This window comes from Rhodococcus huquni (assembly GCF_055231055.1).
Genome location: NZ_JBUYWE010000001.1, coordinates 424,349 through 438,479 on the forward strand (window position 1 = coordinate 424,349; position 14,131 = coordinate 438,479).

The window sequence follows — 14,131 nt, forward strand, 5'->3', positions numbered from 1 at the left end:
TGCATCCCTGGGATGCGTCCGCATGTATTCGTAGATGCTCTAGTGAAGACTTTGGAGACCGAGCACGTGACCAGGTTCGACAGCATCGAGCGCGCAGTCGCCGATATCGCCGCAGGCAAGGCGGTCGTCGTCGTGGACGACGAGGATCGCGAGAACGAGGGCGACCTCATCTTCGCGGCCGAGATGGCAACGCCGGAACTCGTGGCGTTCATGGTCCGATACACCTCGGGCTACCTGTGTGTTCCGCTCGACGGTGCGGATTGCGACCGTCTCGGATTGCCGCCGATGTACGCGACCAATCAGGACAAGCACGGAACCGCGTACACCGTGACCGTCGATGCGCGCGAGGGCATCGGAACCGGTATTTCGGCGTCCGATCGGGCCGCCACGATGAAGCTGCTGGCCGACCCGTCGACCGGTGCCCAGGACTTCACCCGGCCCGGCCACGTCGTCCCGCTGCGTGCGAAGGAAGGCGGAGTGCTCCGTCGTCCAGGACATACCGAGGCCGCCGTCGACCTTGCGCGGATGGCAGATCTGCGTCCCGCCGGAGTCATCTGCGAGATCGTCAGTCAGAAGGACGAAGGCGCGATGGCGCAGACGGACGAGCTGCGCGTGTTCGCCGACGATCACGATCTGGCCCTCATCTCCATTGCCGATCTGATCGCGTGGCGTCGTAAGCACGAGAAGCACGTCGAGCGCATCGCCCAAGCCAGAATTCCCACCAGGCACGGCGAGTTCACGGCCGTCGGATACCGGAGCATCTACGACGATGTGGAGCATGTGGCTCTGGTTCGTGGCGACATCCCGGGGACCGACGGCGACGGCAGCGACGTCCTGGTGCGCGTGCACTCGGAGTGCCTGACCGGCGACGTGTTCGGTTCGCTGCGCTGCGACTGCGGACCGCAACTCGATGCGGCGCTCGACATGGTGGCGCAGGAAGGTCGCGGGGTCGTGCTCTACATGCGCGGTCACGAGGGACGCGGCATCGGGTTGATGCACAAATTGCAGGCCTACCAGCTACAGGACGCAGGCTCCGACACCGTCGACGCCAACCTCGAACTCGGCCTCCCGGCCGACGCCCGTGACTACGGCATCGGAGCCCAGATCCTCGTCGACCTCGGAATCTCGTCGATGCGGCTCCTGACCAACAACCCGGCGAAGCGGGTCGGTCTCGACGGCTACGGACTGCACATCACCGAACGGGTATCGATGCCCTTGAGGGCGAACGCGGAGAACCTGACGTACCTGCGCACGAAGCGCGACCGGATGGGGCACGACCTGATCGGGCTCGACGAATACGAGGCCGGTGAAGTGCGGTGAGTGGTGAGGGAGTCCCACAGCTTGCCGTCACCGATGCGAAGGACCTCAAGCTGGCGATCGTCGCCGGTCGTTGGCACACCGACATCTCGGACGCACTTGTCGCGGGCGCCCACCGGGTCGCCGCGGAAGCCGGGATCGAAGAGGTGACCTTCGTGAGGGTCGCCGGTGCCATCGAGTTGCCGGTGGTCGCGCAGACGCTGGCGCGGTCCCACGATGCAGTGGTCGCACTCGGGGTCGTCATTCGCGGTGGAACGCCGCATTTCGAGTACGTGTGCGACGCGGTCACCGCCGGCCTCACCCGGGTCTCGCTCGACGAGAGCACCCCGGTCGGCAACGGCGTTCTGACGACCGACACAGAGCAGCAGGCTCTCGATCGCGCGGGCCTCGTCGATTCCAAAGAAGACAAGGGTGCCGAGGCGTGTGCGGCCGCCCTCGACGCAGCAGTGACCTTGAAGCACCTGCGTCAGCCGTGGACGGAAGAGTCGTTCCGGTGACGCGCGACGACAACGACGGGGCCGCCGACGGTCCGTGGGAGCTGATCGCTCGTCCACGCAAGTCGAGAAATGCCGCGATAGCAGTCGCCGTACTGTTGGTGGTGATCCATGTGACGTTGGGCATCCTGCTGCGTACCGAGCAGACAGGGGTGTTCTTCCAACGGTCCGATCAGCTCGCGATGGCCGGGCTCGGATGCATCCTGGCTGCCGGCGTACTGCTGCTCACACGGCCCCGCCTGCGCGTAGGGCCTCAGGGCATCGCCGTCCGAAACGTACTGGGCGAGAAGATCGTCGACTGGGATCTCGCCCAGGGTCTCTCCTTTCCCGACGGTGCGGCCTGGGCCCGAATCGAACTTCCCGACGACGAATACATCCCTGTGATGGCCATACAGGCGAACGATCGTGGGTACGCCGTCGACGCGGTGCGTCGCTTCCGTGCCGTGGAGGCGGAACAGACGTCGTCCTGAGATCGGTTGCGTCGGTAGCTGCCGCTAACGTGGTGGTGTGCCTGATCCCTCGACCTACCGACCGGCAACCGGAACCATCCCTGTCGCGCCAGGGGTGTACAAGTTCCGGGACCCGCACGGTCGCGTGGTCTACGTAGGAAAGGCGAAGAGTCTCCGTTCGCGGCTCAACTCGTACTTCGCCGACATCACCGGCCTTCATCCGCGGACTCGCCAGATGGTCACCACCGCTGCCAGCGTCGAATGGACGGTGGTGAGCACCGAGGTCGAGGCACTGCAACTCGAGTACAACTGGATCAAAGAATTCGATCCTCGCTTCAACGTCCGATACCGGGACGACAAGACCTATCCGGTGCTGGCCGTCACTTTGGGTGAGGAGTTTCCGCGCCTGTTCGTGTACCGGGGCCCGCGTCGCAAGGGGGTCCGCTACTTCGGTCCCTATTCGCATGCCTGGGCGATCAGGGAAACCCTCGACCTGCTGCTGCGGGTGTTTCCCGCCCGAACCTGCTCGGCGGGCGTGTTCAAGCGACACCAGCAGATCGGGCGCCCGTGCCTGCTCGGGTACATCGACAAGTGTTCGGCACCCTGTGTGGGACGCGTGTCGCCGGCCGAACATCGGCAGATCGTGGAGGACTTCTGCGACTTCCTGGCCGGACGGACGGATCGCCTCGTCCGCGAAGTGGAACGTCGCATGCAGAACGCGGCGGAAGAACTCGACTTCGAACTGGCCGCGCGGTTGCGAGACGACCTCGGCGCTCTGAAGAAGGCGCTCGAGAAGCAGGCGGTCGTGCTGGGCGACGGCACGGATGCAGACCTCGTCGCCTTTGCCTCGGACGATCTCGAGGCGGCGGTCCAGGTGTTCCACGTCCGCGGCGGTCGTGTGCGCGGTCAGCGCGGCTGGGTGGTCGAGAAGTCCGGTGACGTGGCCGACGCAGCAGCAGACGAACGCCGCGGCGAGTCGGATCTGCCCGCGCTCGTCGAGCAGTTCCTGACCCAGTTCTACGGCGAACAGGCTGCGTTGTCCGGCGACAGTGGGGCGGAGTCGCCCACCAACGCAGTGCCTCGCGAGGTACTGGTCCCGGTTCTACCGGACGGCGCTCCGGAGATTGCGGAGTGGCTGAGCGAACTTCGGGGATCTGCAGTGCAGTTGCGGGTCCCACAGCGCGGCGACAAGAAAGCGCTGGCAGAGACCGTACAGCGCAATGCCCACGAGGCGCTCACTCAACACAAGCTGCGGAGGGCAGGGGACTTCACCTCCAGAACCGCTGCTCTACAGGGGATACAAGAAGCCCTGGATCTGGATTCCGCACCGCTGCGGATCGAGTGCGTCGACATCAGCCATGTCCAGGGAACCGATGTGGTCGCATCGCTCGTCGTATTCGAGGACGGATTGCCCAAGAAGTCGGACTACCGCCACTACGGGATCAAGGAGGCTGCGGGGGACGGGCACTCCGACGACGTCGCGAGCATCGCAGAAGTCACGCGGCGCCGATTTCTGCGTCACAACAAAGACGTCGCGATTTCTGCCGACGACAACGCCGGCGTGGGGACCGAGGGCGGAGACGGCGGCGATCTGGCGCCGGAGGCGGCCCTGGACCCGCAGACCGGTAGACCAAGGCGGTTCGCGTACCCCCCGAACCTCTACGTGGTCGACGGCGGTCTGCCTCAAGTGAACGCGGCGGCCGCGGTCATGGACGAACTGGGCGTGACGGATGTCGCCGTCATCGGTCTCGCGAAGCGGCTCGAAGAGGTATGGGTGCCCGGCGAAGAAGATCCCGTCATCCTTCCGCGTGCGAGCGAGTCTCTGTATCTGCTGCAACGGGTGCGCGACGAGGCGCACCGATTCGCCATCACGTTTCACCGCAGCAAGCGTTCGCGGCGCATGACCGCGTCGGCTCTCGACTCGGTGCGGGGCCTCGGGGAGACCAGGAGGAACGCACTGGTGACGCACTTCGGTTCGGTGGCGAAGCTGAAGGAAGCCACCATCGAGGAGATCACCGCTGTGCCGGGTGTCGGCGCGGCCACCGCACGCGCCGTACTGGACGCTCTCGCGCCTGGCGAGGCGCACACCAATGAACAGTCCGAAGCTGCGGGGGAGTCGGCTGCGCCGGTGATGCCCGTAAGGGATGATGAAAACGGTGGACGGCCAGTGGACGGACCGTCCGGTATGCAAGATCCACACACCCGAACACAACGAACAGGGCAGAGTGTCGAGTGAGCGATCAACAGGGGCAGGGTGCGGCAGATCAGGATGTGGACGTGCAGGCGGACATAGACGAGACCACCGACGAGATCACGATGGAGTTCCTTCTCGTCACCGGGCTCTCCGGCGCCGGCCTGCAGACCTCTGCGAAGGTGCTCGAGGACCTCGGGTGGTACGTCGCGGACAACCTCCCGCCGGAGCTGATCTCGAGGATGGTGGACCTGTCGCTCGAGTCGGACTCGCGTATCGAGCGGTTGGCGGTCGTGATCGATGTTCGGAGCCGGCTGTTCACCGGTGACTTCGGTTGGGTGCTCACCGAACTCTCGTCGAAGCCGATCCGTACGCGGGTTCTCTACCTCGACGCATCGGACGATGTGTTGGTCCGCAGGTTCGAACAGGTTCGGCGCAGCCACCCGCTGCAGAGCGACGGAATCGACGGCACGCTCTCGGAGGGGATCGCGGCCGAGCGAGATCAACTGGCGACCGTCAAGGCCGCCGCCGATCTGGTGATCGACACTTCGGCACTCGCGGCACATCATCTGCGTCAGAAGATCGAGGACGCGTTCGGTGGCGATGCGAACAGCACCGTCCAGGTGACCGTTCAATCCTTCGGATTCAAGTACGGTCTGCCGATGGACGCGGACGTGGTCTGCGACGTCCGGTTCCTGCCGAATCCACATTGGATACCGGAATTGCGCGAACACACCGGACAGTCGGCGGGCGTGCGTGACTACGTATTGGCGCAGGCGGGCGCTGTCGACTACCTGACTACCTACCATCATTTGATGGAGCTGACGATCGCAGGCTACCGGCGGGAGGGTAAGCGCTACATGACGATTGCGGTGGGTTGCACCGGTGGTAAACATCGGAGTGTGGCCATGTCCGAAGCCCTGGCAAGTCGTCTGGGGACCGACGCGGGTCTGAACGTGCGCGTCGTACATCGTGACCTGGGGCGCGAATGACGTCGGCCGATTCCGCGGTGACAGCGCCGCGCACGGTGGCCCTGGGTGGGGGACACGGACTCTTCGCGACGCTGAGCGCAGCGCGGCGGCTCAGCCGGGACGTCACCGCCGTCGTGACCGTGGCCGACGACGGCGGATCCTCCGGGCGACTGCGGTCCGAACTGGGAGTGTTGCCGCCCGGTGACCTTCGCATGGCGCTCGCGGCGCTGGCCGCGGACGACCCCGATGTTGCCGACTGGACCGAGACCATTCAGCACCGCTTCGGAGGAATCGGCGCCCTGGCGGGACATTCTGTCGGGAACCTGATGCTGGCCGGGCTCACCGAGGTGCTCGGAGATCCGGTTGCGGCGCTCGACGAACTTGCAAAGCTACTGCGGATCGACGGACGCGTGCTGCCGATGTCACCTATCGCGCTGGACATCGAAGCGGACGTGCAGGGATTGGAAGCCGATCCGCGGGTGAGTCGGTGCATTCGAGGGCAGGTGGCAGTCGCGACCACACCGGGCAAGGTTCGTCGCGTTCGACTGTTGCCCTCCGGACCACCTGCCTGCCCGGACGCAGTGGACGCGATCGAGCGCGCGGACGTAGTCGTTCTCGGTCCCGGGTCCTGGTTCTCCAGTGTGATCCCGCATGTCCTCGTGCCCGAGGTTCTCGAAGCGCTTGCCGGCACTCGGGCTCGCAAGGTGCTGGTTCTCAATCTTGCGCCGGAGCCGGGTGAGACCGCCGGATTCTCTGCAGAACGCCATTTGCACGTACTCTCCCAACACGCACCGGACTTGAAAGTCGATGATGTCGTAGTCGATTCCGGCTCGGTGCCGGCCGGGCGCGAACGCGAACACCTCGACCGTGCCGCACGTAAGTTCGGTGCACGGACGCTGTACGCCGACGTGGCGAGGAACGGCACTCACACGCACCATGCAGACAAACTGGCCGCAGTGTTCGAACGGCTCTGGATCGAAACCTCCTCGGCGGTTCCGGTCGGCGCCGACAGCGAGCATGCGGTGAACGAGAGGGAGAGCGCTTCGTGGCAATGACACCGGAGGTTTCGTCGTGGCAATGACAGCAGAAGTCAAGGACGAACTCAGCCGTCTGGTGGTCAGCCAGGTGAGCTGCCGAAAGGCCGAGGTGTCGGCCCTGCTCCGGTTCGCCGGGGGACTGCACATCGTCGGTGGGCGCGTGGTGGTCGAGGCCGAACTCGATCTCGGAAACACGGCACGCCGGCTGCGTCGTGAGATCTTCGACCTCTTCACCTACAGCTCGGAAGTTCACGTCCTCAGTGCCGGTGGCCTCCGCAAGTCGTCGAGATACATCGTCCGGGTCGCGAAGGACGGTGAGGCACTTGCGCGACAGACCGGGTTGCTCGACCTTCGCGGTCGACCGGTTCGCGGACTTCCTGCGCAGGTCGTGGGCGGTAGCGTTGCCGATGCAGAGGCTGCGTGGCGTGGAGCGTTCCTGGCGCACGGTTCACTCACGGAACCGGGACGGTCGTCGGCGCTCGAGGTCAGTTGCCCGGGCCCGGAGGCTGCCCTCGCCCTCGTCGGTGCGGCGCGGCGGCTCGGTATTTCGGCGAAGGCCCGAGAAGTTCGTGGAACGGATCGAGTTGTGATCCGCGACGGCGAGGCGATCGGTGCACTCCTCACTCGCATGGGTGCCCAGGACACCCGCCTCGTGTGGGAAGAACGCCGCATGCGCCGCGAGGTCAGGGCGACGGCGAACCGCCTCGCGAACTTCGACGACGCGAACCTACGTCGGTCGGCGCGAGCGGCCGTGGCAGCGGCGGCGAGGGTCGAGCGGGCATTGCACATCCTGGGAGAGGACGTGCCCGATCACCTGGCAGCGGCGGGCCACCTCCGCGTCGAGCATCGGCAGGCTTCGCTCGAGGAACTCGGCCAGTTGGCCGACCCGCCGATGACGAAGGATGCCGTCGCAGGGCGTATACGCCGGCTCCTGTCGATGGCGGACCGCAAGGCGAAGGAGACCGGGGTCCCTGACACCGAGTCCGCGGTGACGGCGGATCTGCTCGACGACGCCTGAACGACGGCTTTGCCCGAAGTGCGGGATCGCGCGGTGGCCACACCTGCAAGGGTGGGCTTCGCACTGCTCGGCCTCGCGCATTAGGGTATGGAACACATCGACCGATGAACCGTGTCCGACCGATCACTCACACGTGTTCGGTGTACGGGCGCGAAAGAGCTGCACCACAGATGATGATGGGCAAAGGAGCTAATTGTGACTGTCCGGGTTGGCGTAAACGGTTTCGGCCGTATCGGACGTAACTTCTTCAGGGCGGTGGATGCGCAGAAGGCGCTGGGAACCACCGACATCGAGATTGTGGCGGTCAACGACCTCACGGACAACGCTTCGCTGGCTCACCTGCTGAAGTACGACTCGATCCTCGGTCGTCTGCCGTACGACGTCTCGCTCGAGGGCGACGACACGATCGTCGTCGGCGATCAGAAGATCAAGGCGCTCTCGCTGCGGGAAGGCCCCTCCGCACTTCCGTGGGGCGACCTGGGTGTCGACGTCGTCGTCGAATCCACCGGTATCTTCACCGACGCCACCAAGGCGAAGGGGCACCTCGACGCAGGCGCCAAGAAGGTCATCATCTCCGCGCCCGCCAAGGGCGAGGACATCACCATCGTGATGGGCGTCAACGACGACAAGTACGACGGCAGCCAGAACATCATCTCCAACGCTTCGTGCACCACCAACTGCCTCGGCCCCATCGCCAAGGTTCTCGACGACGAGTTCGGCATCGTCAAGGGCCTAATGACGACGATTCACGCATACACGCAGGATCAGAACCTGCAGGACGGCCCGCACAGCGACCTGCGTCGTGCTCGTGCTGCCGCACTGAACGTCGTGCCCACCGGAACCGGCGCAGCCAAGGCCATCGGCCTCGTGCTCCCGCAGCTCCTCGGCAAGCTGGACGGCTACGCACTGCGCGTGCCGATCCCCACGGGTTCGGTCACCGACCTCACGGCGAACCTGACGAAGTCGGCTTCGGTCGAGGACATCAACGCCGCGATGAAGGCTGCTGCCGAGGGACCGCTCAAGGGCATCCTCAAGTACACGGATGCGCCGATCGTCTCCTCCGACATCGTCACCGACCCGCACTCCTCGATCTTCGACTCGGGACTCACCAAGGTCATCGACGACCAGGTCAAGATCGTGTCCTGGTACGACAACGAGTGGGGCTACTCCAACCGCCTGGCCGATCTCATCGGTCTCGTGTCCAAGTCTCTCTGAGCGAAGGTTCGATTACCGTGGCAGTTCAGACACTGAAGGATCTGCTGGACGCTGGGGTGGAGGGGCGCACCGTACTTGTGCGCTCCGACCTCAACGTCCCGCTGGACGGTCCGAATATCACCGATCCCGGACGCATCATCGCTTCCGCGCCGACGCTGAGCGCGTTGGCCGAAGCCGGTGCGAAGGTCGTCGTCACCGCCCATCTCGGTCGCCCGAAGGGTGAGCCGGATCCCAAGTTCTCGCTCGCCCCGGTGGCGGCGAAGCTCGCAGAGGTGCTCGGACGTAACGTCCAGCTCGCCGGCGACGTGGTGGGCCAGGACGCGTTGGCGCGTTCCGAAGGGCTCACCGACGGCGACGTTCTCCTCCTCGAGAACATCCGTTTCGACCCCCGTGAGACCAGCAAGGACGAGGCCGAGCGAACCAAGCTCGCAAAGGCGCTCGTGGAGCTGGTGGGAGACGACGGCGCCTTCGTGTCCGACGGTTTCGGTGTGGTTCATCGCGCTCAGGCGTCGGTGTACGACGTCGCCAAGTTGCTCCCGCACTACGCGGGCAACCTGGTTGCAGCCGAGGTCGACGTACTCACCCGATTGACGGAGGACGCCGAGCGCCCGTACGCGGTCGTGCTCGGTGGCTCGAAGGTGTCGGACAAACTCGCAGTGATCGAGGCGTTGGCTCCCAAGGTCGACACCCTCGTCATCGGCGGCGGAATGTTCTACACGTTCCTCGCTGCCCAGGGCCTTTCGGTCGGCAACTCGCTCTGCGAGGAGTCGATGATCGACACCTGCAAGGATCTGCTCGACCGGTATGCAGACGTGCTGCACATTCCGCAGGACGTCGTGATCGGCGACTCGTTCTCCGCCGACGCGGAAGCGAAGACGGTGCCCGTCTTCGAGATTCCCGACGGGTGGATGGGTCTCGACATCGGACCCGAATCCGTGAAGCGTTTCGGACACATCCTGAGGGGTGCCAAGACGATCTTCTGGAACGGACCGATGGGTGTCTTCGAGTTCGAGAAGTTCGCGGCCGGCACCAAGGGTGTGGCCGAGGCGATCGTGGAGGCGACCGGCAAGGGTGCGTTCAGTGTCGTCGGCGGAGGTGACTCCGCTGCGGCGGTTCGCCAGCTGGGGCTTCCGGACGACGGGTTCTCCCACATCTCCACCGGTGGTGGAGCGTCGCTGGAATACCTCGAGGGCAAGCAGCTTCCGGGCATCTCGGTTCTGGAGGGATGAGGGTGGCAAGGAAACCGCTCATCGCGGGCAACTGGAAGATGAATCTGAACCACTTCGAGGCCATCGCCTTGGTTCAGAAGATTGCCTTCTCGCTCCCGCCGAAGTACTTCGACAAGGTCGATGTCACGGTGATCCCGCCGTTCACCGACATTCGTAGTGTGCAAACGCTGGTCGAGGGCGACAAACTGCTACTCACGTACGGTGCCCAGGATGTGTCCGCGAACGACTCCGGTGCGTTCACCGGTGAGATCAGCGGAGCCATGTTGGCGAAGCTGGGGTGCACCTTCGCAGTGGTGGGGCACTCCGAGCGACGGACACTCCACGGGGAGACCGACGAGACGGTGCTCGCGAAGGCGAAGGCTGCCTTGAAGCACGGTCTCACCCCGATCGTGTGCATCGGTGAGGGACTCGAGGTCCGCGAAGCAGGCGAGCACGTCGCATACAACGTCGAGCAGCTTCGTGGGTCGCTGGCCGGCCTGTCTGCCGACGAGATCGCAAAGGTCGTCATCGCCTACGAGCCGGTGTGGGCCATCGGTACCGGCAAGGTCGCGTCCGCTGCCGATGCGCAGGAGGTGTGTGCGGCCATTCGTGGCGAGCTAGCCACCTTGGCCTCGCCGGAGGTCGCGCAGTCGGTGCGGGTGTTGTACGGCGGTAGTGTGAGTGCCAAGAACGTCGGCGAGATCGTCGGGCAGACCGACGTCGACGGTGCGCTGGTCGGCGGCGCGTCACTGAAGGCGGACGAGTTCTCGACGCTGTCGGCTATCGCCGCCGGCGGTCCGCTGCCCTGACATGCCGCTGTTCTGACATCCTGCATCCCGCGGGTACGCTTCCTCTGTCGCTTCGGCGACCAGAGCGGCGCGCCCGCGGGACGCGTCTGTAATGTGGACATGATTGTCGTACCGTATTTGTCGTTATCGGATGGGTGGACGTAAACAGACATGGCACTGTTCCTCGATATCTTGCTGGTTGTGACCAGTCTGTTGCTGATCGTTCTGGTACTGCTGCACCGTGCCAAGGGCGGCGGTCTGTCGAGCCTGTTCGGTGGCGGCGTGCAGTCGAGCCTCTCGGGCTCGACCGTTGTCGAGAAGAACCTCGACCGCCTCACCGTGTTCACTGCTGCGGTCTGGGTGATCGCCATTGTCGGTATCGGCTTGGAGATCAAGTTCGGCTGATCCAGCCCCGCGTGGATCTGTGAATCGGATCCAGCCCCGCGTGGATCGAAGCCCGTGGTGCCGCTGTGTCGCCATGCATGTCGGGCGGCTCCGGTCGATACTGGGGAGATGACCGATACGGAATACGGCGCTTCTTCTGCCAGCCTCGGCGACAGCGATGAACAGCGGGAGCTCACAGAGCCGCTACGCGACGATATTCGCCTACTGGGCGGCATCCTCGGACAGATCGTCCGCGAGCAGGCCGGCGAGGATATTTTCGACCTCGTAGAGAAGGCGCGGGTCGAATCCTTTCGGGTGCGCAGGTCGGAAATCGATCGCGCGGATCTGGCTCGATTGTTCGACACGATTTCGACCGGTGATGCGATCCCGATCATTCGTGCGTTCAGCCACTTCGCGTTGCTCGCGAACCTCGCCGAGGACATTCACCGCGAGCGCCGCCGCGCCGCTCACATCGACGCCGGCGAATCACCACCGGACAGCACTCTTGCCGCAACCTTCGCAAAGCTCGACGCTGCGCAACTGAGTTCGGACACCGTGCGCGATGCCTTGCGCGGTGCACTCGTGGCGCCGGTGATCACCGCTCATCCCACGGAGACCCGCCGCAGAACCGTGTTCGAGACGCAAACTCGTATCACCGAACTCATGCGGTTCCGTGAGCGAACGGCATTGAACGGCGACGAACTCGCCGAGGTGGACGTGAAGCTCCGCCGGCAGATTCTGACGTTGTGGCAGACGGCGCTGATTCGGTTGTCTCGACTGCGGATCCAGGACGAGATCGACGTCGGACTGCGCTATTACGACATGTCGCTCTTCGAGGTCATCCCACAGATCAACGCCGATATTCGCCGCGCCTTGCGGTCACGGTGGCCGGATGCAGAGCTACTCGACGAGCCGATTCTTCGTCCCGGTTCGTGGATCGGCGGTGACCGCGACGGCAACCCGAACGTCACCGCTGAGGTGGTGCGCGCCGCGACCACACGAGCAGCAGGCACCGCGTTCGCGCACTATCTGGGTGAGTTGGAGGTTCTCGAACGCGAACTCTCCATGTCGGAGCGGCTGGTTCGCGTCACGCCCGCCCTGGACCTGTTGGCGGCAGCGTCGGGCGACGAGTCGCCGTTTCGGGCGGACGAGCCGTATCGGCGTGCCGTACGGGGCATTCGCGGGCGGATGACCGCGACGGCAGCGTCGATGCTCGAGCAGATGCCGGTATCGGGCCTCGACGTGGGACTGGAACCGTATGCGGGGCCGGGCGAGTTGTCGGAAGACCTCGCGATCGTCGACGAGTCGCTACGGTACGGCGGCGACGCCAGTATCGCGGACGATGGTCTGGCTCGTCTGCGTGACGGGGTGGAGGCATTCGGGTTCCATCTTTCGAGCCTGGATATGCGGCAGAACTCGGACGTGCACGAGAGCGTGATCGCGGAGTTGTTCGCATGGTCGGGTGTGCATGCCGACTACACGTCGTTGAGTGAAAGCGAACGGGTCGAATTGCTGACCGCCGAATTGTCGACGCGGCGGCCACTGACGTCGCCCGACGCGGAGTTCGACGAACTGACCACCAAGGAACTCGGGATCCTGAGGGCAGACGCCGAAGCCGTGCACAACTTCGGTGCGGGCGCCGTGCCCAACTACATCATCAGTATGTGCACGTCGGTGAGTGACATGCTCGAGGCAGCCGTACTCCTCAAGGAGGTCGGACTGCTCGATCCAGGTGTCGGGGACGCGCCGCCCTCGTGCCCGATGGGAATCGTGCCGCTGTTCGAGACGATCGAGGACCTGCAACAGGGGGCCGCGACTCTCACGGCGATACTCGACGTGCCCGTCTATCGTGCGCTCGTGTCGTCGCGTGGCGACTCGCAGGAGGTCATGCTCGGCTACTCGGATTCAAACAAGGACGGCGGGTATCTGGCCGCGAACTGGGCCCTCTACCGCGCAGAACTCGATCTCGTCGAGGTGGCCCGAGAGACGAACATTCGCCTACGGCTTTTCCACGGACGTGGTGGCACGGTGGGGCGCGGCGGCGGCCCCAGCTACGACGCGATTCTCGCTCAGCCTCCCGGCGCAGTCACGGGTTCGCTGCGCATCACCGAACAGGGCGAAGTGATTGCTGCCAAGTATGCCGAGCCGCGATCTGCACGCCGAAACCTCGAGACGCTTCTGGCGGCGACGCTGGAATCGACCCTCCTGGACGTGGAGGGACTCGGTGAGTCCGCCGACGAGGCGTACGAGATCTTCGACGCGCTGGCGGCGTCGTCTCGGCGGGTCTATTCCGACCTGGTGCACGACACACCAGGATTCGTCGAATACTTCGAGACGTCGACTCCGGTGGCAGAGATCGGTGCTCTCAACATCGGCAGTCGGCCCACTTCCCGCAAGCAGACGAAGTCGATCTCGGATCTACGTGCGATTCCGTGGGTGTTGTCCTGGAGTCAGTCTCGGGTGATGCTGCCCGGCTGGTACGGGACGGGCGCTGCGCTGGAGGAATGGATCGGGGACGACCCGGCGCGCGTTGCGACTCTGACGAGGCTGTACGAGACATGGCCCTTCTTCCGGACAGTGTTGTCGAATCTGGCGATGGTCATGGTGAAGTCGGACATGGGTTTGGCGGCCCGCTACTCGGAACTGGTTCCCGATGTGGCCCTGCGCGAGCGCGTGTTCGGAAAGATCGCTGCGGAGCACGAGCGGACCGTGCGGATGTACCGTCTCGTCACCGGTAACGATTCGCTGTTCGCCGACAACCCAGGCCTCGGGCGGTCCGTTCACAACAGATTCCCGTACCTGGAGCCGCTCAATCACCTTCAGGTGGAGCTTCTTCGGCGTTTCCGTGCCGGTGACGACAGTGATCAGGTCCGTCGCGGCATCCAACTCACCATGAACGGTCTCGCGACGGCTCTGCGCAACAGCGGTTAGACCGGAGGGAACCGAATCGTGCCGTCGTGCGTCGTATTGGACAGATGGATCATTTGTCCGATACCGAGGGGGTCGCATGACGAAGAGCAGGGGAGGCCGTCGCCAGTGCTACCGCGGTTTCGGTCGCG

Annotated in this window: 12 protein-coding genes; all 12 read left to right on the plus strand. The window is 64.8% G+C overall.

The window, feature by feature from the left end:
• Nucleotides 1–66: 66 nt before the first annotated feature.
• Nucleotides 67–1,320, plus strand: coding sequence for a bifunctional 3,4-dihydroxy-2-butanone-4-phosphate synthase/GTP cyclohydrolase II (locus ACZI8R_RS02045; RefSeq protein ID WP_463378198.1), 1,254 nt, complete (start codon nt 67–69; stop codon nt 1,318–1,320).
• Entirely contained in the window at nt 1,317–1,814 is a 498-nt protein-coding gene (ribH, locus tag ACZI8R_RS02050; protein ID WP_463377880.1) for a 6,7-dimethyl-8-ribityllumazine synthase, read from the plus strand. The genes ACZI8R_RS02045 and ribH overlap by 4 nt, the downstream gene beginning before the upstream one ends.
• A complete protein-coding gene (locus tag ACZI8R_RS02055; protein WP_463377881.1) occupies nt 1,811–2,281 on the plus strand; it encodes a PH domain-containing protein in 471 nt (156 codons plus the stop codon). The genes ribH and ACZI8R_RS02055 overlap by 4 nt, the downstream gene beginning before the upstream one ends.
• A 37-nt stretch (nt 2,282–2,318) precedes the next feature.
• On the plus strand, nt 2,319–4,496 hold the full coding sequence (gene uvrC / locus ACZI8R_RS02060) for an excinuclease ABC subunit UvrC (protein WP_463377882.1): 2,178 nt from the start codon (nt 2,319–2,321) through the stop codon (nt 4,494–4,496).
• Between the two features lie 80 nt (nt 4,497–4,576).
• Complete coding sequence (rapZ, locus tag ACZI8R_RS02065) at nt 4,577–5,443, plus strand: RNase adapter RapZ (protein ID WP_463378199.1); 867 nt, start codon at nt 4,577–4,579, stop codon at nt 5,441–5,443.
• On the plus strand, nt 5,440–6,477 hold the full coding sequence (locus ACZI8R_RS02070) for a gluconeogenesis factor YvcK family protein (protein WP_463377883.1): 1,038 nt from the start codon (nt 5,440–5,442) through the stop codon (nt 6,475–6,477). The genes rapZ and ACZI8R_RS02070 overlap by 4 nt, the downstream gene beginning before the upstream one ends.
• 16 nt (nt 6,478–6,493) lie before the next feature.
• Nucleotides 6,494–7,477: a DNA-binding protein WhiA gene (gene whiA, locus ACZI8R_RS02075; protein ID WP_463377884.1), complete on the plus strand. Its 984-nt coding sequence runs from the start codon at nt 6,494–6,496 to the stop codon at nt 7,475–7,477.
• Between the two features lie 195 nt (nt 7,478–7,672).
• Nucleotides 7,673–8,692 carry a type I glyceraldehyde-3-phosphate dehydrogenase gene (gene gap / locus ACZI8R_RS02080; RefSeq protein ID WP_463377885.1) on the plus strand — a complete coding sequence of 340 codons (1,020 nt, stop codon included), beginning with the start codon at nt 7,673–7,675 and terminating at the stop codon, nt 8,690–8,692.
• A 17-nt stretch (nt 8,693–8,709) separates the two neighbouring features.
• On the plus strand, nt 8,710–9,921 hold the full coding sequence (locus ACZI8R_RS02085; protein ID WP_463377886.1) for a phosphoglycerate kinase: 1,212 nt from the start codon (nt 8,710–8,712) through the stop codon (nt 9,919–9,921).
• A gap of 2 nt (nt 9,922–9,923) precedes the next feature.
• Nucleotides 9,924–10,709 (plus strand): triose-phosphate isomerase, encoded by a 786-nt coding sequence (gene tpiA / locus ACZI8R_RS02090; RefSeq protein ID WP_463377887.1) that lies wholly within the window; start codon nt 9,924–9,926, stop codon nt 10,707–10,709.
• Nucleotides 10,710–10,859: 150 nt separating this feature from the next.
• Nucleotides 10,860–11,093: a preprotein translocase subunit SecG gene (gene secG / locus ACZI8R_RS02095; RefSeq protein WP_463377888.1), complete on the plus strand. Its 234-nt coding sequence runs from the start codon at nt 10,860–10,862 to the stop codon at nt 11,091–11,093.
• 108 nt (nt 11,094–11,201) lie between these two features.
• Nucleotides 11,202–14,003, plus strand: coding sequence for a phosphoenolpyruvate carboxylase (gene ppc / locus ACZI8R_RS02100; RefSeq protein WP_463377889.1), 2,802 nt, complete (start codon nt 11,202–11,204; stop codon nt 14,001–14,003).
• The last annotated feature ends 128 nt before the right edge of the window (nt 14,004–14,131 follow it).